Raw genomic sequence first — 25,159 nt, forward strand, 5'->3', positions numbered from 1 at the left:
TTAGCACCTCGCGAAATAGCGTCCATGCCGTTAATTTCTGGTGTTGGGGGTTGAACCATGACGGTGCTGGTTACAGGCGGCGCAGGCTATATCGGCAGTCACATGGTGCTCAGGCTCGCCGATGCCGGGCAGGCGGTGGTGGTGCTCGACAACCTCGCGACCGGGTTCGACTGGGCCATCGACCACCGGGCGAGCTTCGTTCAGGGTCATGCCGGCGACATGGAACTGGTGGCGAGACTCATCGCCGAGCACGGCATTACCGAGATCGTGCATTTCGCCGGCTCGATCGTGGTGCCGGAATCGGTCAGCGATCCGCTGAAATACTACGCCAACAACACCGCCACCTCGCGCAACCTGATCGAGGCGGCGGTCAGGGGCGGGGTGAAGCACTTCATCTTCTCGTCTACCGCGGCGGTCTACGGCAATGCCGGGCTCGAGCCGGTGGCCGAGACCAGCCAGCTGATGCCGGAATCGCCTTATGGCCGCTCCAAGCTGATGACCGAGCTGATGCTGGCGGACGTCGCGGCAGCACACCCGCTGACTTACGGCGTGCTGCGCTATTTCAACGTTGCCGGCGCCGATCCCAGCAAGCGCAGCGGGCAATCGTCGCCGACCGCCACGCACCTGATCAAGGTCGCCGCGCAGGCGGCGCTGGGGCAGCGGCCGAGCATGGGGATTTTCGGCACCGATTTCCCGACCCCGGATGGCACCGGGGTGCGTGACTACATCCATGTCAGCGACTTGGTCGAGGCGCATGCCTTGCTGCTGGAATATCTGCGCAAGGGCGGTGCCTCGGTCACCATGAACTGCGGCTATGGCCGCGGTTTCTCGGTGCGCGACGTGGTGCGCACGGTCAAGCAAGTGTCGGGAGTGGACTTCAAGGTGATCGAAGAGCCCCGCCGCGCCGGCGATCCGGCGTCGATCGTCGCCAAGGCCGATAAGGTGCGCCAGGTGCTGGGCTGGAAGCCGGCGCATGAGGACCTCACGGAGATCGTTGACGCGGCGCTGAACTGGGAGCGCTATTTAGCCACACGAAACAGGTAGCGATTCGCCATGCAACGTCACCTCGCCTTCGTCGTCACGTTCATTGGTCTCATCTCGCCGGCCCTCGCTCAACCGGTCGAAAGCTTTGAGTCCTTCATCAAGAATTTCGAACCGACGGCGGTGGCGGCCGGCGTCACCCACGAAACCTATGCCAAGGCGATGTACGGGCTGACGCCCGATCCGAACGTGCCGGCGCTGGTGACGGCGCAGCCCGAGTTCACCACTCCGCTGTGGGACTACATCGAAAAGCGCGTCACTGCGTGGCGCCTCGACAAGGGCAAGGAAGCGATCGCAGAGAACAAGGCGCTGCTCGAGGCGACCGGCAAGAAGTACGGCGTCGACCCCTATCTGTTGGCCTCGATCTGGGGCATCGAGACCAATTACGGCCGCGTGCTCGGCGACCCGCAATATATCCGGCCGATCATCCCGTCCCTCGCGACGCTGGTGCATCAGCGTCGCGTCCGGCTCGAAGGGGATACGGCAGACCTGATCGCCGCCCTGCTGCTGGTGCAGCGCGGACCGCTCGACGCCACCCAATTGGTCGGCAGTTGGGCCGGCGCCATCGGGCACCTGCAGGTCAACCCCAGCAACGTGATCAAGTACGGTACGGATGGCGACGGCGACGGCGCCGTCGATCTGCACAACTCCCTGGCCGACGCTCTGGCGACCTCTGCTACCTACATCATCGGTCTTGGTTACAAGCCCGGTCTCGACTGGGGCTACGAGGTCGACGTGCCCGAGGGGTTCGACTACCTGCTGGCGACGCGCGACCAGTTGCGGCCGATCTCGTTCTTCACCGAACTCGGGGTGAAACGGGTCGGCGGGGGTGCCTTCAGCGATAGCTCGATCCCGGTGTTCCTCTATGCCCCGACGGGTGCGAAGGGGCCGAAATTCCTGATGACCAACAACTACCTGATCCTCAAGGGCTACAATTTCTCCGACAGTTACGCGATGGCGATTTCGCATCTCGAAGACAGGCTGCAGGGTCGCGGAGAGTACGTCACGGCCTGGCCGCGGGAGACCAAGTTCCCTAACCTCGAGCAGCGCCGGGCGATCCAGGAGGCACTGATCAAGCTCGGGCTCTACGAGGGGCTTGTCGATGGCCGCATCGGGCCGGTGAGCCAGGCTGCCTACGCCAAGTTCCAGGCCTCGAAGGGCGAGGTGGCGGACGGGTTTATTACGCTGCAGAGCTATGAAGAGCTGGTGGCGGCTGCCGGGCAGTGATCCCGTTCTCGGTGAACCACCGGAGTCTCATCAAACTCGATGTCATCCCAGCGAAAGCTGGGACCCAAGCATCCACTTGCGCTGTGGTGAGTTGGGTCCCAGCTTTCGCTGGGATGACACCCGGTGGGGGTGGAGGGGTGGTGGTTCTCTCAGCACGCTGCAAGCGATGCCGTCGGTGAGGAGCCAGAGCAGTCCCCGGTAGATTTATCGCGAGCGGTCTTCAATTCACCGCGGTTCGTCAGCTAAATGGCTGTCATGCAGAAGAAGTCCAACCGGTTTGTACTCTGGGTGGTCGGCGCCGTGGTGGCGGCGCTGGTGCTGACCGACATGCTGCCGATGTTCGCGCAGGCGCGCGAGGCCGAGTCCGCAATGCCGGCAATTGTGCAGCCGGCGGATGACGGACGGATTGTCGTGGCGCAGCAGGAGCAGGCGCCGCGCAAGAAGCGCCGCACCCTGATGGACCTGCTGTTCGGCGACGATCAGCAACAGCGCGAAGAAGCCCCGGTGGTCGAAAAGCCGGTGGTGAAAAAGCAGAAGAAAGCGGCGTTGCCGCCACCGGAAAAACCCAAGATCGAAAAGGCCCTTGGTGCGACACGGCTCGCGGTGTTCGGCGACTCGATGGCCACCGATGTCGGCAAGGCCCTCGAACGCTTCTACGCCGAGGACCCCAATATCTCGATCCTCACCCAGGGCGTCGGTTCGTCGAGCTTCGTCAGGCCGGATTTCTTCGACTGGCCCAAGACCATTGGCGAGCAGATCGCCGCCAACAGCTTTGACATCGCCGTCATCGTCATCGGCATCAACGACCGCCAGAAGATGCGGCTCAATGGCGAGGTCTACGGCTCGCTGACGCCGGAATGGACCACCGAGTATTCGGCCCGCGTCACCAATGTGGTGAAGGCGCTGCGCGCCGCCAACAAGCCGACGATCTGGATCGGGCTGCCGCCGATGGAGGCGCCGAAATTCGGCAAGGCGATGATTCAGGTCAACGAGATCCAGCGCCTCGCGGCGTTCAGCGGCGGCGCCGAGTTTCTCGATATTTACGAGAAGTTCGCCACCGAGGAGGGCGGCTACACCTCGCGCGGCCCCGATCTCAACGGCAACCAGGTGCGCATGCGCAAGGATGACGGCATCCATTTCTCCACCGCCGGCGCCGACAAGCTGGCCTTCTACCTGAGCCAGAGCCTCAAGAACTACTATCGCGGCGGCGGCACGGTGGGCATCGAGGTCGCCGACCCGCTGCTCGGCACCGACGCCCAACTGATGATGCGGCCGCCCTATCAGGGGCTGGGGCAGATGAAGCTGCTGGAAGTAGCCGGCGCGGTGATCTCGCTCACCAATACGCCGCGGCGCGCCGCTGACCTGGTGACCGCCGACATGGCCGACGCGGCGACGGTCGGCTTCGACCTGACGCAGATGATCGAGGCGCCGGTCGGCCGCGCCGATGCGTTCGGCGTCGGCAAGGTCGAGAACCCGAACCCGAAATGAAGCGCCGTGCCGTGCTTGCCGGCCTTGCCCTCATTGCAGGAGCACGCGCCGCCATGGCCGATGACCCGAGTTTCCTCGCCGCAGCTCGCGACAACGACGCTGCGGCGCTGTCGCAGATGCTGGGCACGGGGCAGGCCGTCGACGTGCGCGACAGTGGCGGCCGCACAGCGTTGCTGGTGGCGACCCATGCCAACGCGCTGGAGGCGGCGCGGGTGCTGATTGCGGCCGGCGCCGATGTCAACGCCAAGGACGATATCAAGGACACGCCCTATCTCTATGCCGGGGCCGAGGGGCGCACCGAGATACTGAAGCTGCTGCTGGCTGCCGGGGCCGATCTCAAGGGTACCAACCGTTTTGGCGGCACGGCGCTGATCCCGGCGGCGGAAAAGGGGCATCCGGAGACTGTGCGGCTGCTGCTCAAAGCTGGCGTCGATCCCAATCACGTCAATGGGCTCGGCTGGACGGCGCTGCTCGAGGCGGTGATCCTCACCGATGGCGGGCCGACCTACCAGGAGATCGTCGCCGACCTGATCAAGGGCGGCGCCGACGTCAACCTCGCCGATGCCGACGGGGTAACGCCGCTGGCCCATGCGCGGGCGCGAGGCTATGCCGAGATCGCGAAGCTGCTCGAGGCGGCGGGGGCGAAGTAGCGCGCCGGCCTAGTGGCTGGGGCGGCCTGCGGTTTGCTCGCCGGACCATCGCTTCCTCCCTTGAGGAGAGGGATTGAGGGAGGGGGTGCTGCAGTCAGCACCGAGCGTCCCTCACCACCCCCAACCCCTCCCCTCAAGGGGGAGGGGAGCAACGCTCACGCCTCGCCTGCCGCCGATATCAGGTTGTCGCGCAGGTTGGTGATGCCGCGCTGCAGGATGCGGAACTCTTCCTTGTTGAGGCCGGCTGCCCGGTACGTGATCTTCGACAGCTCGCGCGCTTTCTCCCGCAACTGCCGGCCGGTTTCAGTCAGCCGCACGAACACCATCCGCTCGTCTTCGGTGCCGCGGGTGCGGGTCACGTAGCCCATTGCCTCGAGCCGCTTCAGCATCGGGGTCACCGTGCTCGGCTCCAGAAACAGCCGCTCGCTCAGGCTTTTGACGGTCTGCTCATCCTGTTCCCACAGGGCGACGATGGCGATGTATTGGGGGTAGGTGAGCCCCAGCTCCTCCAGCACGGGCTTATAGACCCGCGAGTAGGCGAGGTTGGCCGAGTAGACGGCAAAGCACATGAAATCGGCGAGGCCCGCCGCTTCGTCGCGCTGCTGGTCGGCCATTGAAGGGCTCCGTTTGAAAAATCATTATCGCGATAACTTTTCGCTTGTACGGCTGCGTTGGCCATGACACAAGTGGCGCCGTAATGATTATCGCGATAACTAAATAGGGATGACGGCGTGGCCAGCCAAGTCCCGGTAAACCAACGGAAGACCTGACGAATGAACCAGATTGAGAAGATCCTTTACACCGGCCGCACCCACACCAGCGGGGGGCGTGCCGGCACGGCGCGCAGCTCCGACGGGGCGCTCGACGTGGCGCTGTCGCCGCCGGGCTTCGGCAACGGCACCAACCCCGAACAACTGTTTGCGGCTGGCTGGTCGGCCTGCTTCCTCGGCGCCATCGGTGCGGTGGCCAGCAAGCTGAAGGTGACGCTGCCGGCGGAGCGTACGGTGGACGCGGAAGTCGACCTGGTGATGGAAGGCGAGCAGTACAGCCTCAGGGCCCGGCTCAATGTCAGCCTGCCGGGGATCGCGCGCGAGCTCGCCGAACAGCTGGTCGCCGCAGCGCACCAGACCTGCCCCTATTCGAAGGCGACGCGGGGGAATATCCCGGTTGAAATCAACGTGGTTTGAGTGAAGGAGACACGCAGCTCCAACCCACCACTCGGTGTCATCCCTGCGAAAGCAGGGACCCAACTCACCGCTGGCACGGGCTGATGCATGGGTCCCAGCTTTCGCTGGGATGACATCCGGTGTGTGCGGCCAAAGACGGCCCAAAGAACAAAGGGGCGCCCGAAAGCGCCCCTTTTCTATTCCAGTGCGGATCGCGCTACCGCGGCAGATCGGTCTTGCCCATCAGCCACTCGTCGATCGAGCGGGCGCACTGGCGGCCTTCGCGGATGGCCCAGACGACCAGCGACTGGCCGCGACGCATGTCGCCGCAGGCGAAGAACTTCTCGCGCGAGGTCTGGTACTTCACGGTGTCGGCCATGACGTTCGAACGCTTGTCGGTGGCAACGCCTGCCCCCTGCACCAGGCCCTCCTGCACCGGGCCGAGGAAGCCCATGGCGAGCAGCACCAGATCGGCTTTGAGCACGAACTCGGTGCCCGGGATCGGCTGGAACTTCTCGTCGGCGCGGGCGCATTGCAGGGCCGTCACCTTGCCGTTCTCGCCATCGAAGCGGATGGTCGCCACGGCGAAATCGCGGGTGACGCCTTCTTCCTGCGACGAGGAGATGCGGAACTTCACCGGATAGTTCGGCCAGACCAGCGCCTTGTTCTCCTTTTCAGGAGGCATGGGCATGATTTCGATCTGGGTCACCGACAGGGCGCCCTGGCGGTTCGAGGTGCCGATGCAGTCCGAACCGGTATCGCCGCCGCCTATGACGACGACGTGCTTGCCGCCGGCGAGGATCGGGGTGACGTTGTTCAGCGGCTCACCGGTGACGCGGCGGTTCTGCTGGCCGAGGAAATCCATGGCGAAATGGATGCCGTCGAGCTCGCGGCCCGGGATCGGCAGGTCGCGCGGCTTCTCGGCGCCGCCCGACATGGCGATGGCGTCGTACTGGGCGGCGAGTTCATCGGCGGTGATGTCCTTGCCGACATTGACGCCGGTGTGGAGCGTCACGCCCTCGGCCACCATCTGCTCGACGCGGCGATCGATCTGCGTCTTGTCGAGCTTGAAGTTGGGGATGCCATAGCGCATCAGGCCGCCGATCTGCTGGGCCTTTTCATAGAGGTGCACATCGTGGCCGGCGCGCGCCAGCTGCTGGGCGGCGGCCATGCCGGCCGGGCCCGAGCCGATCACCGCGACCTTCTTGCCGGTCTTGTTCGGATTGATCTGCGGCGTGACCCAGCCTTCCTCAAAACCCTTGTCGATGATGGCGCACTCGATCGACTTGATGTTGACCGGGGTGTCCGGAATGTTCAGCGTGCAGCTCGCCTCGCACGGGGCGGGGCAGATGCGGCCGGTGAACTCGGGGAAGTTGTTGGTGGAGTGAAGGTTCTTCAGCGCCTTCAGCCACTCGCCCTTGTAGACGAGGTCGTTCCAATCCGGGATCTGGTTATTCACCGGACAGCCGTTGTGGCAGTACGGGATCCCGCAATCCATGCAGCGTGCTGCCTGGTCGCGGGTGCCCTTGTCGCCCAGGGGAATGGTGAACTCGTTGTAGTTCTTCAGCCGGTCGGCAACCGGGAGGTAATCCCGGTCGACGCGATCGATTTCGAGGAAGCCAGTGATCTTGCCCATTGTTCTTACTCCGCCGCGACCTGTTGAGCGGCCTCACGGGCCTTTTCCATCTTCTGCAGGGCCTTGCGATACTCGATCGGCATGACCTTCCTGAACTTGGGCAGGTACTCGTCCCAGTTCGAGAGGATGTGGTTGGCGCGCGACGAGCCGGTGAAGCTCTTGTGCCGCGCGATCAGCTGGTAGAGCCGCTCGGCGTCGCGACGCTGCAGATCGTGCAGGATCTCGACCACGCCCATGGTCTCGAGGTCGCCGTGATGACCGAAGTCGCGGCCATTGAGACGTTCCTCTTCGACGACCGGCTCGAGTTCGACCATCGACATGTTGCAGCGGCTCTCGAAGCTCTCGTCCTCGTCGAGGACATAAGCCACGCCGCCCGACATGCCGGCCGCAAAGTTGCGGCCGGTGCGACCGAGCACCACCACCACACCACCGGTCATGTACTCGCAACCATGGTCGCCGGTGCCTTCGACCACCGCGATGGCGCCGGAGTTGCGGACGGCGAAGCGTTCGCCGGCCACGCCGCGGAAGTAGCACTCACCGGTGATGGCGCCGTAGAGCGCGGTATTGCCGATGATGATCGAGTCCTCGGGCACATAGCCACGCTCTTCCGGCGGCCGGACCACGAGGCGCGCCCCGGAGAGGCCCTTGCCGACATAGTCGTTGGCCTCGCCGACGAGGTCGATGGAGATGCCGCGCGCTGCCCAGGCGCCGAAAGCCTGGCCGGCGGTGCCGGTCAGCGACACCGCGATGGTGTCTTCGGCGAGGCCGGCATGGCCGTAGCGCTTGGCCACCGCACCGCCGAGCATGGCGCCCGCCGAGCGGTCGACGCTGGTGATCTTCTCGACGATCTTGACCGGGGTGCCGTGGTCGAGCGCGGGCTGGGCCGCGGCGATCAGGCGACGGTCGAGGACCTTGTCGATCGGGTGGTTCTGGCCTTCGGTGTGGGTGATGCCAACGCCTTCGGGGGCGAACGGCTTGTGGAACAGCTTCGAGAAGTCGAGCCCCTTGGCCTTCCAGTGGTCGATGGCCTCGGTCTTGTCGAGCATCTGCATCTGCCCGACCATTTCGTCGAACCTGGTGTAGCCCATTTCGGCCATCAGCTCGCGCACTTCCTCGGCGACGAAGAAGAGGTAGTTGATGACGTGCTCGGGCTTGCCGGTGAAACGGGCGCGCAGCACCGGATCCTGGGTGGCGACGCCAACCGGGCAGGTGTTGAGGTGGCACTTGCGCATCATCACGCAGCCGGCCGCGATCAGCGGCGCGGTGGCGAGGCCGAACTCGTCGGCGCCGAGCAGGGCGCCGATCACCACGTCACGGCCAGTCCGCACGCCGCCATCGACCTGCACCGCAATGCGGCTGCGCAGCCGGTTGCGGACCAGCGTCTGCTGGGTTTCGGCGAGGCCGATTTCCCACGGTGAGCCGGCATGCTTCAGCGAGGTCAACGGCGAAGCACCGGTGCCGCCCTCGTAGCCCGAGATGGTGACATGGTCGGCGCGCGCCTTGGCGACGCCGGCGGCAACGGTGCCGACACCGACTTCGGAGACGAGCTTCACCGAGACCTGGCCATCCGGGTTGACGTTCTTCAGATCGAAGATCAGCTGCGCCAGATCCTCGATCGAATAGATGTCATGGTGCGGCGGCGGCGAAATGAGGCCGACACCAGGGGTCGAGTGACGAACCTTGGCGATGGTCTCGTTCACCTTGTCGCCGGGCAGCTGACCGCCTTCGCCGGGCTTGGCGCCCTGAGCCATCTTGATCTGCATCATGTCGGAGTTGACCAGATACTCCGTGGTCACGCCGAAGCGACCCGAGGCCACCTGCTTGATGGCGGAGCGCTTCGAATCGCCATTGGGCAGCGGCTTGAAGCGATCGACTTCCTCGCCGCCTTCACCGGTGTTCGACTTGCCGCCGATCCGGTTCATGGCGATGGCGAGGGTCGTGTGCGCTTCGAGCGAGATCGAGCCATAGCTCATCGCGCCGGTCGAGAAACGCTTGACGATCTCGACAGCCGGCTCGACCTGGTCGAGCGCAACCGGGGCACGGCCTTCTTCGTCCGCCTTCCTGATGCGGAACAGCGAGCGGATGGTGACGTACTTGTCCTCCACCTCGTTCACCAGCCGGGCGAACTCGCGGTACTTGTCGCGGGCATTGCCACGAGCGGCGTGCTGCAGGTTGGCGACGGTTTCCGAACGCCAGACATGCGCCTCGCCGCGCTGGCGGAAGGCATAGTCGCCGCCGACGTCGAGCACGTCCTCGAGCACTGGCGAGTTGCCGAAGGCATCCTGGTGCCGCAGCACGGTTTCCTCGGCGATTTCCTTGAGACCGGCGCCTTCGATGGTGGTGGCGGTGCCGGTGAAGTAGGTCGAGACGAAATCGGTCGAGAGGCCCACGGCGTCGAAGATCTGGGCGCCGCAATAGGACTGATAGGTCGAGATGCCCATCTTGGCGGTGACCTTCAGGATGCCCTTACCGATCGCCTTGATGTAGCGGTAGATGATCTCGTCCGCGTCGAGCTCGCCCGGCAGGTCGCCGCGCATGGCGGCCAGCGTCTCGAACGCCAGGTAGGGGTTGATGGCTTCGGCGCCATAGCCGGCAAGAGCGCAGAAATGGTGGATTTCGCGCGCTTCGCCGGTTTCGACCACGAGGCCCACCGAGGTCCTGAGGCCCTTGCGGATCAGGTGATGGTGGATGCCGGCGGTGGCCAGCAGTGCCGGGATCGCGACCCGGTCGCGGCTCATGGCGCGGTCGGAAAGGATGATGATGTTGTCGCCCGAGTGGACGGCCATCTCGGCATCCGAGAACAGCTGGTCGAGCGCCCGCTTCATGCCGTCGGCGCCTTCCGACACCGGATAGGTAATGTCCAGCGTCTTCGAGCGGAACGGGTTGTCCTCCATGCCGCCGATGGCGCGGATCTTTTCGAGATCCTCGTTGGTGAGGATCGGCTGGCGCACTTCGAGCCGCTGCCGGCTGTTGCCGCCCGTCAGATCGAGCACGTTCGGCCGCGGGCCGATGAACGAGACGAGGCTCATCACCAGCTCTTCGCGGATCGAGTCGATCGGCGGGTTGGTCACCTGCGCGAAGTTCTGCTTGAAGTAGGAGTACAGCAGCTTCGACTTGTTGGAGAGCGCCGAGATCGGGGTGTCGGTGCCCATCGACCCCACCGCTTCCTGGCCGGTGGCGGCCATCGGCGGCAGGATCATCTTGAGATCTTCCTGCGTATAGCCGAAGGCCTGCTGGCGATCGAGCAGCGGCACGTCCGAGGTCTTGGGCTCGAAATGCACCGGCGGCAGCTCTTCGAGCACGATCTGGGTGCGGCCCAGCCACTGCTTGTAGGGATGCGCGTTGGCGAGCTCGGCCTTGATCTCCTCGTCGGAAACGATGCGGCCCTGCTTCAGGTCGATCAACAGCATCTTGCCCGGCTGCAGGCGCCACTTCTTCTTGATCTTTTCGGCCGGAATCGGCAGCACGCCGGCTTCCGAGCTCATCACCACTTCGTCGTCTTCGGTGACGAGGTAGCGGGCCGGACGCAGGCCATTGCGGTCGAGCGTTGCGCCGATATGGACGCCGTCCGAGAAGCACATCGCGGCCGGGCCGTCCCACGGCTCCATCAGCGCAGCGTGATACTCGTAGAAGGCGCGGCGATCTTCATCCATCAGCGGGTTGCCGGCCCAGGCTTCCGGGATCAGCATCATGGCCGCATGCGGCAGCGAGTAGCCGCCGCGCAAGAGGAACTCGAGCGCGTTGTCGAAGCACGCCGTGTCCGACTGGCCGGGATAGGAAATCGGCCAGAGCTTGTTGATGTCGCCGCCGAAAAGCGGCGACGACACCGAAGCCTGCCGCGCCGCCATCCAGTTGACGTTGCCGCGCACGGTGTTGATTTCGCCGTTGTGGCAGACGAACCGGTAGGGGTGCGCCAGCCGCCAGGACGGGAAGGTGTTGGTCGAAAAGCGCTGGTGGACCAGCGCGAGGGCCGACTCGAAGTCCGGATCGTGCAGGTCGCGGTAATAGGCGCCGAGCTGGGCGGCAAGGAACATGCCCTTGTAGACGAGGGTGCGGCAGCTCATCGACACGATGTAAAAGTCGTTCGGCTTACCCTCGAAGGCCGAGAAGATCTTGGCCGAGATCACCTTACGGATGACGTAAAGCTTGCGCTCGAACGCCTCTTCGTCGGCGATGGCGTCGCCGCGGCCGATGATCACCTGCCGGTGGCAGGGCTCGGTGGCGACGATCTCAGGGTCCTTGGACAGCGACGAGTTGTCGGACGGCACGTCGCGCCAGCCGATGACCGTCTGGCCTTCGTCCTCGATCACCTTGTTGACGACGCGTTCCATCTTGGCGCGCAGGTCTGCATCCTGCGGCATGAAGATGAAGCCGACGGCATACTTGCCCTGTTCGGGCAGGTGGAAGCCAAGCTGCGCGCTCTGCTTGACGAAGAACTTGTGCGGGATCTGCACCATGATGCCGGCGCCGTCGCCCATCAGCGGGTCGGCGCCCACGGCACCGCGGTGCTCGAGGTTCTCGAGAATGGCGAGACCGTTCTGCACGATCTTCTGGCTGGGCTGGTTCTTCATGTTGACGATGAAGCCCACGCCGCAGGCATCGACCTCGCGCGTCGGGTCATAGAGGCCCTCGGCGGCCGGACGCATCACGCCTTGAGGCAGATCGGTACGATAGCCGTCATTTTTGCGAATGGCGGTTTCCGTGACGGGATGTGAAATCGATCCGTTCCGTGGTTCGGCCATTTGCAAAGTCCTCTGTTTTTGCAGTCGTCTTCGAGACCAGGGCAAGTGCCCCGGTGTTCAAGTTCCTTTCGACGCGCCTTCAGCCCCCAGTCGTACTCTCAGTGTACGGCTCGAATCCGAGTGCGCAATCCTTTAGTGGGGAGCGGCTCTGCATCCAAATGGCCGCTCGTACGGGCTAGATAAGGCCCCACCCCTCCGTTTCCGCTATCGACAAGCGGGCCAGCCGGATCGGCGTGTGAAACGCATCCGGGGAGACCGGCCGCTCACGAAATTGGACAGACGTACTGTCCTATCGAGGCTACATTTGCATAATTCCAAACTGCGAGCAAGCGCCCGAGGACACTTTTTTGCCGTGATGTGGTCGACGCGGCGTAGGAGATCGATGGGAGGGAATAGGAAAACCGTAGGAGTTAAGCCCCATATGCCGCTTGAGAAAGGCGTGTTGCGGGTGTTTTGCGCGTGTTGTGCCTATAGGAATTGCCGTGGCTGAGAACCCAAGGGTACGCCACCGCCGAAGCTGTGCATCGACATCCGACGGCTACGATGTACATGTTTCACCTCGCGAAATCGTCGAGGCCCCAGATGCCGCAGAGACCCTCGTTCATCGTCAATATCCGGGATGGCCTTAGCCCGCTGGACCATGGCGGCTTTGCCGACATGGGGGGATTTGGCCATCCGGTCGGCCGCCTGCACGGCCTCACCCATCTCGGCATCAACTACGAAGTGGCGCCGCCGGGCAGCCGCACGTCGTTCCCGCATGCCGAAAGCCAGGAGGAGGAGTTCGTCTTCGTCGTCGGTGGCAAACCCGACCTGTGGATCGACGGTGCGCTCCATCCGCTCGATGCCGGCGACGCCGTGGCGTTCCCGGCGGGGACGGGAATCGCCCATAGCTTCCTCAACAACAGCGACGAGGATATGCAGTTGCTCATCCTCGGTGAGCACCAGGTGCCGGGCAACCAGCTCTACTATCCGTTGAACCCCGAGCGCATGGCCGAATTCAGCAGCTGGAACGGCGCCTGGCTCGATGCACCGAAACGGCCGCTCGGCCCGCATGACGGCAAGGCGCGGGCCGGCAGCCGCGACGACGGCGCGGCTCGTCCGAGTCGTCCGGGGTTCATTGCGCATTACAGTAAGGGTCTCGCGCCGTTTCCCAACCCGAAGCACACCAACCATGGCGGCCAGAGCAGCCGGATGGGCGCGGCGTTGGGGCTGACGCGGATCGGCATCAACTACGACATCGTTGCGCCGGGCAACCGCACTTCGCGTCCGCATGCCGAGAGTGAAGAAGACGAGTTCGTGCTGGTGCTTCAGGGTCGCCCGGACGTTTGGATCGACGGGCACCTCCATCAGCTTAACGAGGGCGACGCAGCGGTGTTTCCCGCCGGCACCGGCATCGCCCACTCGTTCCTCAACAACAGCGACGCTGAGGTGCACCTGCTGGTGATCGGCGAGCACGCCCGCGAGGGCAACCAGCTGAACTATCCGTTGAACCCGGAGCGGATGGAGGAATTCGCCAAGGTGGGCCGCGCCTGGCTCGATGCACCGAAGCGAGAGCTTGGGCCGCATGACGGGATGGCCCGGGCGGGGACGCGGCAAGGGTGAGCGAGGCGCTGCTGAGCCGGGACGAGTTCGGAGACGCCTTGCGCAAGGGCAAGGGCCGGGCGGTGCAGCATGTTCGAGCGCACGGCGACGCGGGTGTCGATGATCTGCTGCTCGCGGCGTGCCTGCACTGCCAGAGCCATGATCCGCAAAGCGAGGGCTATCGCAGCGATTGGCTGATGGGAATGCTGGCGATGCTCCCGGACGCATCGAGATACTACGCGGCGGTCCTCGCGGCCTTTCCCGGAGCGACCGACGGGCATGATGCAGAGCAGATGGCCGGCATGCTGGTGATGCTGGCCGAGCACGGGCATGCGGGGGCCCGAGACGCGCTTTACAGCAAGTTCGATCGGCAGGAGTTCAACGAGTACTGGATGCTGAGGCTCAAGCTCATCGCGCTTGATGGGTTGGAGGGGCTGCTGCATGTGGCGCGCGTACTCGGGCATCGCCTGGCCATCGACGCCGATTTCGAACTCGACGGGTATCTGCGGTATGTCGTCGATGAGCAGTTCGGCTCGGAAACGGTGGATCGGGCGTTGCTGCAAGCGGCCGTCGGTGCCGAGGAGATCCGGCGGTTCCACGAAGAATTTCGGCGGCCCGAAGCGGAGCGCGTTCCGGTTGAGCCTTACCCGCTGGATGCCTTTGTGGCCGATCTGACCGTAGCCAAGCGAAACGCTCGCATCCTCGCGTCTCGTTTCGCGCGACAGGGCAGCCAGGCTGAGCATCTGGAGCTGTTCGAACGGCTCGAACGCGAAACGCAACCGCAGTTGATCGCCGGCATGCTGCGGGTGTTCGCTGTCCGGATCGATCCCCCTCACGGTATCGACGGGGTGTTGCGTTTTGCCCGGCATGTGGACTCCGCCGTCAGGGAAGCAGCGATCGGCGTGCTGCGGCGCTTTGCCGACGACCGTATCGCAGAGCTGTCGGGGGAACTGCTCGCTGCCGGAAGCCTCAAGGGCATAGAGCTGCTGGCGGAAAACTGGCGCCCCGGTGATTTCGATCGCGTCCACCAGCTGTTGCCACCCAGCGCCGACGACAGGCGTGCACATGTCCTGGCGCTCGCCATCGTCTCAACCGGACGTCCCAACCCCCACTCGGAGGCAGCGGACTGCCTGGTCTGGGTCTACGAGCAGAACCCGTGCGCGTTCTGCCGGCAGGGCGCAATTGAAGATCTGATCGGGCTCAGTCGTCTCCCCGAGGCGATTGCGACGGAGTGCCTTGACGACTGCATGAGCGAAATTCGCGAGGCCGTCGCCACCTCTCCCTCGGGGGAGAGGTCGGGCCGAAGGCCCGGGTGAGGGGGCCTTTCTGAGGTCCGGTGCTTGCGGCAAGGCCCCCTCACCCCGACCCTCTCCCCCAAAGGGAGAGGGGGCGATGTGGTGCCGACCGCGATCTCACCTCGCCCCTCCGTTGAGCGGCGAGGCTAGGTGTCGGCTGCCTATTCCAGGTGGCTCTTCAAGAACCACAGGTTCTTGTCGAGGCTGCGCGAGAAGGCGGTGAAGATGTCGGCGGTGTCGGCATCGCCGGCCTCGTCGGCGGCATCGATGCCCTCGCGGGTGGATTTGCTGAGCGCCGCGTAGCGTTCGACCAGGGCGGCGACGTGGTCGGCGACTTTGCGGATATCGGTGGGGTAGTGGGCGAGCTTGCTGGCCTTGCCCACCGTCTGCAGCGTGCCGAGCGCGATGCCATCGAGCTGGGCGACGCGCTCGGCGATGATGTCGACATGCTCGTCGACATCATCGCGCAACTGGTCGAGCAGTTCGTGCACGGCGATGAAGGTGGGGCCCTTGAGGTTCCAGTGCGCCTGCTTGGTGATCAGCGCCAGGTCGATGGCGTCGGCGAGGCGCGCGTTGAGCAAGTCGATCATCGCGGCCTTGGTGTTGGACTTGAGGCCGATCTCTGGGGATTTCATGTTGAGGAACCTATGACGCGTTATGGGACGCCGTGAGAACGGCGGGGCAGGCCGGAGGTTCCCCGTCCCGACCGGCTCCGTCTTGAACGAAGCGCGCACGATCACTCAGGGGCGGGCAGCGACGTGTCGGCCTTGCAGACGCTTAATGGCTTGATCTCACCCGAGAAGATCTGGGTGATCCGCTCCTCGGCCTTGTCGACGGTGACGCTCATGCAGGCGCAGCCATAGCCATAGCCGCTGCCAGGGTTGTTGGTCTCGACGAACTGCGTCTCGTCGAAATCTGGCGCGTTCTCGGCGCCCTTGGCGCCTTCGCCATCTGCGTCACCTTGCGAGCTGATGGTCCAGGTGGCGTCCCTGTCCATCAACCAGAGGTTGCCAGGCGTGGGGTTCATGTACCAGCCGCAGCGGGTTTCGGCAGCGAGTGCCGGTGAGGCGGCAAGCAGAGATACGGCAACGATGGCAGCAAGCCGATGCATGGTGACGCTCCTTCCGAGTAGGAGCGCACAGCAGCAGGTCTGCTGCCGCTGGGCAAGGTCGAGTTGCTGACTAAGGTGGCCGCCAAAGCCCGCGAAGGCGGGAGCCAACGCGATCTCCAAGTTGCCGACCTCTGCAACTCCCACTGGGTTCCCGCCTTCGCGGGAATGACACCTGTGGGTGGGGCGAGGGCCAGCCGATCTCCGCCCGTGAGGCCCGATCGTCCTGGCGCAAACAACAAGGGCGCAGTCCGCCTGGACTGCGCCCTCATTTCCGTTCACCTGGCGATCAGACCGCCTGACTCGCCAGGCTGTTCACAGCCGATTAGTTGACCGTCTGGTCCTCGATGGTCTTGGTCGAGGCGCTGATCGGAATCTGGCGCGCCTTCTTGCTCTCGGGAATCTCGCGCTTCAGCTCGATGTGGAGCAGGCCGTTCTCGAGGTTGGCGCCGGCGACTTCGACATAGTCAGCGAGCTGGAATCGCAGTTCGAAAGCGCGCTCGGCAATGCCGCGGTGCAGGAACTCGCGTGCCTTGTCCTCGCTATCCTGGGCCTTGGCGCCCTTCACGACGAGGTTGTTCTCCTTGCTCTCGATGGCGATGTCACCCTCGGCAAAGCCGGCGACGGCGATCGAGATCCGGTAGGCGTTCTCGCCGGTCTTCTCGATATTGTAGGGAGGGTAGGATTTCGCCTCCTGGCCCACCAGGGCATCAAGACGATTGAAGACGCGGTCGAAACCGACGGTCGAACGATAGAAGGGGGAAAAATCGTAGCTAGCCATGATCACATTCTCCTTTGAGCAACGTGGCTTTGTCTCGGGTGTCCCATGCGCGCTCCCCAAGCGGGCAAGCACGCATTCCCGGGTTCCCGGTCCCCGGGGGTTCCCGGCGGACAGCATTGATTTAGGGAGCATCGGCCAGGGTTCAAGACCCCTGTTCAGGTCGATGAACCGAAGATGAATATGGCGATCAAAGGCGGTTCAGGCAGCCCTGCCTATAAGCGGGACTGTGCTTACTGTCTGCTGCAGGGCACACCGAATGAGCCGCCTTCACCCGCCCCCCGCAAGGCGGCCATCACAGGAAAGCCAGTGTCTCAACCGAGGCGCTGGCTTTTCGGTTTAATGGAGCCCTTAGGCTCTGCAAGTCCCCCAAACTCCATGTCATCCCCGCGAAAGCGGGGACCTCCGTTTGCGATCGTGCGGTAGGCACGAAAACAGAGGTTCCCGCTTTCGCGGGAATGACCCGGTGGTTGGCGGCACGACCATAGCTTGGCGCCCATCCGCCTGCGCGGGGTCACGCCGGTGGCCAATCCCCAAATGCAGTCCAGTCGAAGCACCTCGGCCACACCCGTCATTCCCGCCGCGCCGGGAATCCGGTATGCAGGGCAATCGTCCGGAGCAGCGCATGAACGCCATCGTCGACCCCAATGGGCCAACCCTTGCCGTGGTGCCGTCCAACCCGGTGCCGGAGGGGGCGCGGGTCGGCTACTTCACCACGGCCGACAAGGTGCAATTGCGCTACGCCACCTTCCCCAAGGGCGCGGGAGCGGCCAAGGGGACGATCTGCCTCGTTCAGGGCCGCACCGAGTTCATCGAGAAATATTTCGAGACCGTCGCCGATTTCCAGTCGCGCGGCTTTGCCGTCGCCACCTTCGACTGGCGCGGGCAGGGTGGCAGCCAGCGGCTGATCGGCAACAAGCGGCTCGGCTATGTCAGGCGTTTCGACGACTACTGGGAGGATCTCAAGGCCTTCCACGGCTCGATCCTCCTCCCCGATTGCCCGGCGCCCTATTATCTCGTCGGCCATTCGATGGGCGGGCTCGCCTCGCTCTATGCCGGCATCCGCGACCGCATGATGTTCGAACGGATTTTCGTTTCGGCGCCGATGGTCGGGCTCGACCGGCAGCCGTTCAGCATGGCCGGCATGGCAAGGCTGTGCGCTACGCTTTCCAACCTCGGGCTGGCGCGGTTGCCGATCGGGCGACGCGGCGACAAGGCGCAGACCGAACAGAGCTTTGCCGGCAACCCGCTGACCTCCGACCTCGCGCGCTTCAGCCGTTCGGTCGAGGTGCTGAAGGCCCGGCCTGAACTGGAGGTCGGTGCGCCGACGTTTCGCTGGGCGGCCTCCGCCTTCGATGCGATGGCCGGAGCCGCGACCGACCAGTTCCCCGGCGCGGTCCGCATTCCCGTGTTGATGCTGGCGGCGGCGCGCGACGAAATCGTTTCGACCTCGGCGATCGAAACGCTGGGTTTGAGGATGCGCACCGGCCGCCACCTGGTGATCCCGGGCGCCCGGCACGAGATGTTCGTCGAGACCGACGCCATCCGCGCCCAGGTGTTTGCGGCGTTCGATGCGTTCATTACAGAACAGTCGGCTTAGCTGAACTGCCCCTCACCCGCCCGCTGCGCGGGCACCCTCTCCCTCAAGGGGAGAGGGGATGCGGGGGCGACATCGTGCCACAACGTCCCTCTCCCCTTGAGGGAGAGGGTGGCTCGGCGAAGCCGAGACGGGTGAGGGGCAGTTGCAGCTCTACCCTCTGAGTACCGCCATCGCCGCGGCATGCAGTTCGGGCGTTGCCGCCGCCACGCAGTTGCCGCCTTGCTCGGCCGGCCCGCCATCCCAGGTGGTGATGACGCCGCCGGCATTCTCGATCAGCGGAATCAGCGGGCAAATATCGACGTTCTTCAGCCCGGCCTCGACCACCAGGTCGATGTGGCCGGCCGACATCAGGGCGTAGCCATAGCAATCGAGCCCATAGCGGGTGGTCAGCACCTTGCTGCGAATCCGCGCCCAGGGCTCGGCCACGCCTTTCTTCTCGAACAGGTCGGGCGAGGTGGTGGTCATCTTGGCTTGGCTGAGCTCGGTGACCGCGGACGTGCGGAGAGCCGCCTTGTCGCTGACCCGGTGGTAGGAGGCTTCGCCGGGGAGGCCCAGATAGATCTCGCCGGTGAAGGGCTGCGCCATCAGCCCGGCGGCGGCCTTGCCGTCGATGGTCAGCCCCACCAGGGTGCCCCAGACCGGGACGCCGGTGATGAAGGCGCGGGTGCCGTCGATCGGGTCGATGATCCAGGCGAAGCGGCTGGTGCCAGGCTTGTCGTCCCACTCCTCGCCGATGATCGCGTGGTCGGGGAATCGGTTGCCGATCAGCTCGCGGATCGCCAGTTCGGCCTGGCGGTCGGCCTCGGTGACCGGGTCGAAACCCTGGGCTTCCTTGTTGTCGACGGCGAGCGCCGAGCGGAAGCGGGGCAGGGTCACCGCCGCGGCGATCTCGGCCGCATCGAGCAGGGTGCGGCGCACCAGGTCGGCAGTGAGGCCGCCGAGAGATGTATCTTTCATGTCAGCCTTCCCGGCGCGATTTTGTGAGTTGTTCCAGTGTTCTAGCAGCCGGCGTCAGCCGAGGTGTACGAGTAGTTTGTGACGATCGTGATTCATTTTTGCAACAACGAGGCAAGTTTATCTGTTGAAGACTTCCGGCCGCCTTGTGAAGTAAGGCAAATCAGTTCACGCCAGTAACTGCATGATGGATGGGCGGCTCTTGAGCCTCTTGCCTCGACTTAGGCAACGCACTCCGGCCGTCATCGTTTCCTCCCTTGACTGGGCCGCTCCGGCGGCCCGATTTTTCTGAGGCATGCATTCAGTTCTTCGGGACAGGTGTCTCGAACTCTCAGTAGAACTCGATGTCATTCCCGCGAAAGCGGGAACCTCTGTTTTCGCGGGTGCGGCTGGCACAGCAAACGGAGGTTCCCGCTTTCGCGGGAATGACTCCGTGCGTATTGCGGGCAACGCCCATTACTCGGCTGCATATTTCTCGGTTGCCTGGGCGGGCGGCGAGAGCATGGCGAAATCGAGCCCTACCAGCGTTGCGACCAGCCGGTCCACCAGTTGCCGCATGGCGCCGAAGCCGGCGTTCTTTTCGAGCGTCACCTCGTTCATGTAGAGGTGGCGGCTGAGTTCGATCTGCAGGGCATGCACGCCGTGTTGTGGCCGGCCATAGGTGCGGGTGCAGAAACCGCCGGCATAGGGCCGGTTACGCGCCACGCGCAGCCCGGCGCCGGCGAACACCATTTCGGCGAGGTCGGCAAGGATCGGGGCGCAGGTGGTGCCGTAGCGATCGCCCAGCACCACGTCGGGGCCGAGCCGGTCGCCGCTGCGCGACAGCCGCGGCATCGAATGGCAATCGATCAGCACCGCGACGCCGAAAGCGCCATAGGCCTCGGTCAGCAGCCGCTGCATGGTAGCGTGGTAAGGCTGGTAGATGCCTTCGATACGCATACGCGCATCATCGAGCGTCAGCCGCTCCTTATAGATCGGCTTGTTCTCGGCGACGACGCGCGCCAGCGTGCCGAGCCCGGCGGCAACCCGCGGGCTGGTGGTATTGAAGCGCTCCGACAGCGGCTCGACGAACATGGTGGGGTCGAGTTCCCACGGCTCGCGATTCACATCGAGATAGGCGCGCGGGAAGTGTGCCCGGATCAGCGGTGCACCCAGGTGCGGGGCGCGCTGGAACAACTCGTCGACAAAGGCATCCTCGGACTGGCGGATCGACAGGTGATCGAGCCGCGTCATGGCGAGGAAGCGCGCCGGATAGTCCCGGCCGGAATGCGCGGAGTTGAACACCAGAGGTGCCATCACCCGGCGCGGCCGGATGGTTTCGAATGCTGGCCTGTCCCAATAGTCGGACTGCACCGGGTCTCCCTTCAGCGCCGAAGCGCTGTCTTATTGAGGGCACTTTGCCGCGGGTGTCGCCGAATGTCCATAAGTCCAAGGGGGGGGCATGTTCACACTTGCCGGGTATGGGTTCTCGATCGAGAAAACTTGCATTAAACATCACCCATTAGAGTTCCGCGGCAGAACGCCGTCGAAGGGGCGACAAGAGGATATGATGAAGCGCATTCTGCTCGCCGAAGACGATAACGACATGCGCCAGTTCCTCACCCGGGCGTTGAAGACCGCCGGCTACGAGGTGGTTTCGTTCGACAATGGCCGCTCGGCCTACGAGCGGTTGCGTGAGGAGCCGTTCTCGCTCCTGCTCAGCGACATCGTGATGCCGGAGATGGATGGGATCGAGCTGGCGCGCCGTGCCACCGAACTCGACCCCGACCTCAAGGTGATGTTCATCACCGGCTTCGCCGCCGTGGCGCTCAACCCCGACTCGGAAGCCCCCAAGGATGCGTCGGTGCTGAGTAAGCCCTTCCATCTCAAGGACCTGGTGCACGAGGTCGAGCGGCTGCTGGCGGCCTGATCCCGCGGCGACGGCCCATGGCCGTCGTCCCCCGTCGCTTCGCTCCGGTCGGCGATGCGCTGCATCGCGACCCCTCATCCGGCGCTTCGCGCCACCTTCTCCCTCAAGGGGAGAAGGGAGGCCCGACTGCAAACATCGCGGTGATGGCCTTCTCCCCTTGAGGGAGAAGGTGCCCGAAGGGCGGATGAGGGGTGACGCATCGCTGGCGATGCGCGCTTCGAGCGGAAGCGAGAGGCGACTCGAACCCCGTCTTTCCGACCCGTTTCCCCAGCCCGGAATTCACCCTTGACCGGCAAGCGGGTTTTATGGTCTACCGCGCTCGCAACGACGGGCGCTGCCCGGCGTGACAAGCGAAGTGATGGGTGTATAGCTCAGCGGGAGAGCACTACCTTGACATGGTAGGGGTCACAGGTTCAATCCCTGTTACACCCACCATCCCTCGCTTGAAGGACGCCCGAAGTCCTTGAATATGCCGATAAAATCGGCGCCGAAGTTTGGTCGCCACAGACTTGGGTCCTAACTGACCTGAGGTCGCGACCCGAACGGATGGGTGTGTAGCTCAGCGGGAGAGCATCGCCTTCACACGGCGGGGGTCACAGGTTCAATCCCTGTCACACCCACCATCCAACAAGCCCCTGGCGCCGATCGGCTGCCGGGGGTTTTGTTTTCCGGTTCCCTCACGTGGACGTTCAAGGCGAGGACTCAGTCGGTGCCAGGCGATCATTTGTTGATCGTCGTGGCATGAACAGATTCCGCTCACCGGCTGAACAGATTCGACTCGCCTGATAGAGTCGTGGGTGTCGCGAATGCAATTGTCTCGGCTTTGCCACAAAATTCCGGCGCCCGTCACGGCGCTGTGAGCTGCTACGTGTAAATCAGTAGGCGGCGCTGCTAACACCATGATGCGCCTCGCAAAACCTCTCGCACGATGCTGTTCCCCGGCCGATGCAACGGTGCAACACTTGCTTCAAGAGTCTCAATTGTTGCCCTTGAAGGGCTCGATTCCTGCCACATTCCGTGGGAGGGTACGGTGGACCTATTGGAGGGCAACCATGAAGCACATCACAACTATTCTGCTGGCCACCGTGGCCGCTGCTGGTCTGATGTCCTCGGCCTACGCCGCGGATCTGATCATCGAACAGCCTATGGCTGAAGTCGGCGTCGTCGACGTCGGCGGTAACTGGGACGGCCCGTATATCGGCGTGTTTGGCGGCTACGGCTGGGGCTTCGCTGACGACGATGCAAGCCAAGGCGGTTTCGGCATGGCAGTCGACGGCAACGACATTGACCTCGCCGGCGGGCTCGTCGGTGTCGTGGTTGGTGCGAACTTCGCGGTGTCGGACGGCGTCGTGGCAGGTATTGCTGCTGATCTCGCCTGGGCCAACATTGGCGGCGACATCGACCCGGCGCTTCCTGGCCTCAACCCCGCTTACATCGGCAGCAGCCACACCATCAACTGGCAGGGCTCTCTGCGCGGTGTTCTCGGCTTCGACGCCGGGTCGTTCATGCCGTACCTGACCGCCGGTCTGGCAGTTGCAAACGCCGAACGTTACACCCCCATTGGCGCGACCGAGACCGTTAGTGCCACTCACGTTGGCTGGACGATCGGCGCCGGCGCACAGGTTGCCGTCACCGACGATCTGTCGGTCGACCTGCAGTACCGCTACTCGGACTTCGGCGAAGCAACCTACGACTGGACGCCGCCGGCAGCCACCGATCGCGTCGTTGGGCTCACCACCCACGCACTCACCGTGGGCCTGAACTGGAACTTCTAAGTCAGTTCAACCGCTGAAATTCAGGACCCCGCCCGGCGCGAGCCGTGGCGGGGTTCACTTTTCCCCGAAAATTCCCCAATTGTGCCTTGAAATCGCCATGCCGGAAACAGGTGTGGCGCGAATGGCACGAGTCTTTTCCGCACCGGCGGCGCGTGAGCAATTTGTTAGCACCTGAGGTCGCTTTTGCCTGCGACAGGGGTTACGTGAGGGCCCTCTCTCTAGGAGTTGACTAAATGAATCGTTTTGCAATCGCTCTGCTGGCCGGTGTGGCTGGTGTCTCCGTGATGTCCTCGGCTTTCGCCGCTGACCTCATCATCTCCGAACCGGCTCCGGAAGTCGGCATTGTCACCCCCGCTGGTGGCAACTGGGACGGCGCATATGTCGGCGCCTTTGCCGGCTACGGCTGGGGTACCCTGACCGACGAGGACGGCTATTTCGACCCGCCGGGCACCGAGTATGATGCTACCGGTTGGCAGGTCGGCGTTGCCGCCGGCGTCAACTTCACGGTCTCCGAGGCCATCGTTGCCGGCCTCGTGGCCGATATCGCCTGGTCCGACCTCGGTGATACCTATCTCGGTGGCGACCTCGAGTCGAACACCGACTGGCAGGGTAGCCTGCGTGGCCGTATCGGCTTCGACGGCGGCGCGTTCCTCCCGTACGTGACGGGCGGTCTCGCCTTCGCCAACAACACGCTCACCGACAACCTCAACGTGATCGAGGATACCCAGACCCACATCGGCTGGACCCTTGGTGCCGGTGTCGAGTTCGCCGTGGCCGACAATGTGTCGCTCGACCTGCAGTACCGTTACTCGGACTTCGGTTCGAAGACCTACGACCTGAACGTTCCGACCGATTACAGCCTGACCTCGCACGCGGTCACCGCCGGCGTGAACTTCCGCTTCTGATTTCTGCATTCAGCTGGCCGGATGAGTTCGGCCAATTGAACGGTGATCTAGTCGACCCCGCCCGGCGCCAGCCGCGGCGGGGTTTGATGTTTGAATGACTTGCCATTACTTGATGTGATATCCTGCAGCATTGTTTGGCGCATCGATGAGCGAGGCGCAATTGTGTAAAAATATAGATTTACAACGTCGTTAAGGACCTAAGCCAAACCTGTGGCTGCGAGGTGACACTTTTCAACGAAGCTGTGCGTTGCTGGCGGAGTTGGGTTCTCATTCGGAAGGGCGTGCGTATCTTGTAGCCGTTGCTTTCTGGAGGCCATCCAATGAATCGTCTTGCCGTTTCCATGCTCACCGGCGTTGCCGCTCTGGGCATCATCTTCTCGGTCCAGGCGGCCGATCTCATCATCAGCGAACCCGCGCCGCCGGTTGGTATCGTCGACGTCGGCGGTAACTGGGACGGTGTCTATGTCGGCGCCTTTGCCGGTTACGGCTGGGGTACGCTGACTGAAGAAGACGGTGTCTTCGCTCCCTCGGATACCGACTACGAGATCGCGGGCTGGCAGGTGGGTGTCGCCGCCGGCGCCAACTTCACCGTCTCCGAAGCGATTGTGGCTGGCATCGTCGCCGACATTGCCTGGGCCGATATCGGTGGTTCGAACGACGATTTCGCCCCGCTCGAGTACAACATCAACTGGCTCGGCAGCGTTCGTGGCAGGCTCGGGTTCGACGGCGGGGCGTTCCTACCGTACGTAACTGCGGGTCTTGCGTTCGCCAACAACACCATCGATCTCGATGCAGGGCTCGACGAGGATACCCAGACCCATATCGGCTGGACCGTGGGCGCCGGTGTCGAGTTTGCCGTGGCCGACAACGTGTCGCTCGACCTGCTGTACCGCTACAGCGATTACGGCAGCAAAAGCTACGAGCTCAATGGCGGCGTGTCGGACTTCGGTCTCGCCACCCACACGATTTCGGCCGGCGTGAACTTCCGGTTCTAACCACCGTCAGGCTCATGTGCCTGCCATTCGACCCCGCCCGGCGCCAGCCGCGGCGGGGTCGTGCTTTGTGCCGATTGGAACAGGCTCAACATGCCGGGGCCGGCGTGAACTTCCGCTGCCAACGTCGACAACCGGCTCCGCAGATGGATCGGCGTTACGGGGCTTGTCACCGCTCATTCACAGCTGTTGCGCATTTGCCCTTGTCAGAAGGGCAAATCGGTCCCACCTTCGCTGTCATGTTCAACCAGCAAAAGGAGGTGGTCCAAGTGTCTCATCAGAAATCGTCGGTTTCGAAGGGTCTTGGAGTCT

At 64.0% G+C, this 25,159-nt stretch carries 20 protein-coding genes and 2 tRNA genes; 14 read left to right on the forward strand and 8 right to left on the reverse strand.

Annotation, left to right across the window (positions count from 1 at the left end):
• The first annotated feature begins 57 nt into the window (after positions 1-57).
• From galE to VGV07_RS08850, 4 genes are all read left to right on the forward strand, one after another.
• Complete coding sequence (galE, locus tag VGV07_RS08835) at positions 58-1,044, forward strand: UDP-glucose 4-epimerase GalE (RefSeq protein ID WP_326868332.1); 987 nt, start codon at positions 58-60, stop codon at positions 1,042-1,044.
• A gap of 9 nt (positions 1,045-1,053) precedes the next feature.
• On the forward strand, positions 1,054-2,268 hold the full coding sequence (locus tag VGV07_RS08840; protein ID WP_326868333.1) for a lytic murein transglycosylase: 1,215 nt from the start codon (positions 1,054-1,056) through the stop codon (positions 2,266-2,268).
• Positions 2,269-2,523: 255 nt separating this feature from the next.
• Positions 2,524-3,756 (forward strand): DUF459 domain-containing protein, encoded by a 1,233-nt coding sequence (locus VGV07_RS08845; RefSeq protein ID WP_326868334.1) that lies wholly within the window; start codon positions 2,524-2,526, stop codon positions 3,754-3,756.
• A 53-nt stretch (positions 3,757-3,809) separates the two neighbouring features.
• Positions 3,810-4,406: an ankyrin repeat domain-containing protein gene (locus VGV07_RS08850; RefSeq protein ID WP_414649929.1), complete on the forward strand. Its 597-nt coding sequence runs from the start codon at positions 3,810-3,812 to the stop codon at positions 4,404-4,406.
• A gap of 155 nt (positions 4,407-4,561) precedes the next feature.
• Here VGV07_RS08850 and VGV07_RS08855 read toward each other — a convergent pair whose 3' ends face one another.
• On the reverse strand, positions 4,562-5,020 hold the full coding sequence (locus VGV07_RS08855) for a MarR family transcriptional regulator (RefSeq protein ID WP_326868336.1): 459 nt from the start codon (positions 5,018-5,020) through the stop codon (positions 4,562-4,564).
• A gap of 159 nt (positions 5,021-5,179) precedes the next feature.
• Here VGV07_RS08855 and VGV07_RS08860 point away from each other — a divergent pair, with 159 nt between their 5' ends.
• Positions 5,180-5,593: an organic hydroperoxide resistance protein gene (locus VGV07_RS08860; RefSeq protein WP_326868337.1), complete on the forward strand. Its 414-nt coding sequence runs from the start codon at positions 5,180-5,182 to the stop codon at positions 5,591-5,593.
• Between the two features lie 196 nt (positions 5,594-5,789).
• On the opposite strand, the gene VGV07_RS08865 is transcribed toward VGV07_RS08860, so the two are convergent.
• Both VGV07_RS08865 and gltB read right to left on the reverse strand, forming a co-directional pair.
• A complete protein-coding gene (locus VGV07_RS08865; RefSeq protein WP_326868338.1) occupies positions 5,790-7,208 on the reverse strand; it encodes a glutamate synthase subunit beta in 1,419 nt (472 codons plus the stop codon).
• Between the two features lie 5 nt (positions 7,209-7,213).
• On the reverse strand, positions 7,214-11,854 hold the full coding sequence (gene gltB / locus VGV07_RS08870; protein ID WP_326868375.1) for a glutamate synthase large subunit: 4,641 nt from the start codon (positions 11,852-11,854) through the stop codon (positions 7,214-7,216).
• A 678-nt stretch (positions 11,855-12,532) separates the two neighbouring features.
• Here gltB and VGV07_RS27380 point away from each other — a divergent pair.
• Complete coding sequence (locus VGV07_RS27380; RefSeq protein WP_414649928.1) at positions 12,533-13,552, forward strand: cupin domain-containing protein; 1,020 nt, start codon at positions 12,533-12,535, stop codon at positions 13,550-13,552.
• Positions 13,549-14,847 carry a hypothetical protein gene (locus tag VGV07_RS08885; protein WP_326868339.1) on the forward strand — a complete coding sequence of 433 codons (1,299 nt, stop codon included), beginning with the start codon at positions 13,549-13,551 and terminating at the stop codon, positions 14,845-14,847. Before VGV07_RS27380 ends, VGV07_RS08885 begins: the two co-directional genes overlap by 4 nt.
• Positions 14,848-14,987: 140 nt before the next feature.
• Here VGV07_RS08885 and dps read toward each other — a convergent pair whose 3' ends face one another.
• From dps to VGV07_RS08900, 3 genes are all read right to left on the reverse strand, one after another.
• Positions 14,988-15,461, reverse strand: coding sequence for a DNA starvation/stationary phase protection protein Dps (gene dps, locus VGV07_RS08890; protein WP_326868340.1), 474 nt, complete (start codon positions 15,459-15,461; stop codon positions 14,988-14,990).
• A 101-nt stretch (positions 15,462-15,562) separates the two neighbouring features.
• The gene (locus VGV07_RS08895; RefSeq protein ID WP_326868341.1) at positions 15,563-15,937 is read right to left on the reverse strand and encodes a DUF4087 domain-containing protein; all 375 of its coding nucleotides are present in this window, start codon (positions 15,935-15,937) and stop codon (positions 15,563-15,565) included.
• A gap of 322 nt (positions 15,938-16,259) precedes the next feature.
• Complete coding sequence (locus VGV07_RS08900) at positions 16,260-16,715, reverse strand: Hsp20 family protein (protein WP_326868342.1); 456 nt, start codon at positions 16,713-16,715, stop codon at positions 16,260-16,262.
• A gap of 622 nt (positions 16,716-17,337) precedes the next feature.
• Between VGV07_RS08900 and VGV07_RS08905 the strand changes: the two genes are divergently transcribed.
• A complete protein-coding gene (locus tag VGV07_RS08905; protein ID WP_326868343.1) occupies positions 17,338-18,312 on the forward strand; it encodes an alpha/beta hydrolase in 975 nt (324 codons plus the stop codon).
• 150 nt (positions 18,313-18,462) lie between these two features.
• Here the strand turns inward: VGV07_RS08905 and hisN are convergent, their stop codons facing one another.
• Entirely contained in the window at positions 18,463-19,269 is an 807-nt protein-coding gene (gene hisN / locus VGV07_RS08910; protein ID WP_326868344.1) for a histidinol-phosphatase, read from the reverse strand.
• Between the two features lie 453 nt (positions 19,270-19,722).
• Positions 19,723-20,619, reverse strand: a complete 897-nt coding sequence (locus tag VGV07_RS08915) for an N-formylglutamate amidohydrolase (protein WP_326868345.1) — start codon at positions 20,617-20,619, stop codon at positions 19,723-19,725.
• 193 nt (positions 20,620-20,812) lie between these two features.
• Between VGV07_RS08915 and cpdR the strand changes: the two genes are divergently transcribed.
• From cpdR to VGV07_RS08945, 6 genes are all read left to right on the forward strand, one after another.
• Positions 20,813-21,175 (forward strand): cell cycle two-component system response regulator CpdR, encoded by a 363-nt coding sequence (gene cpdR / locus VGV07_RS08920; protein WP_211200049.1) that lies wholly within the window; start codon positions 20,813-20,815, stop codon positions 21,173-21,175.
• Positions 21,176-21,535: 360 nt separating this feature from the next.
• Positions 21,536-21,610: transfer RNA gene (locus VGV07_RS08925), tRNA-Val, on the forward strand.
• Positions 21,611-21,723: 113 nt separating this feature from the next.
• Positions 21,724-21,798 (forward strand) — tRNA-Val (locus VGV07_RS08930).
• 429 nt (positions 21,799-22,227) lie between these two features.
• The gene (locus VGV07_RS08935; RefSeq protein WP_326868346.1) at positions 22,228-22,950 is read left to right on the forward strand and encodes an outer membrane protein; all 723 of its coding nucleotides are present in this window, start codon (positions 22,228-22,230) and stop codon (positions 22,948-22,950) included.
• Between the two features lie 233 nt (positions 22,951-23,183).
• Positions 23,184-23,855 (forward strand): outer membrane protein, encoded by a 672-nt coding sequence (locus VGV07_RS08940; RefSeq protein ID WP_326868347.1) that lies wholly within the window; start codon positions 23,184-23,186, stop codon positions 23,853-23,855.
• A gap of 320 nt (positions 23,856-24,175) precedes the next feature.
• Positions 24,176-24,850, forward strand: a complete 675-nt coding sequence (locus VGV07_RS08945) for an outer membrane protein (protein WP_326868348.1) — start codon at positions 24,176-24,178, stop codon at positions 24,848-24,850.
• Positions 24,851-25,159: the final 309 nt, after the last annotated feature.

Source organism: Devosia sp., from assembly GCF_035944845.1.
In the GTDB taxonomy this organism is placed as follows: Bacteria; Pseudomonadota; Alphaproteobacteria; order Rhizobiales; family Devosiaceae; genus Devosia_A.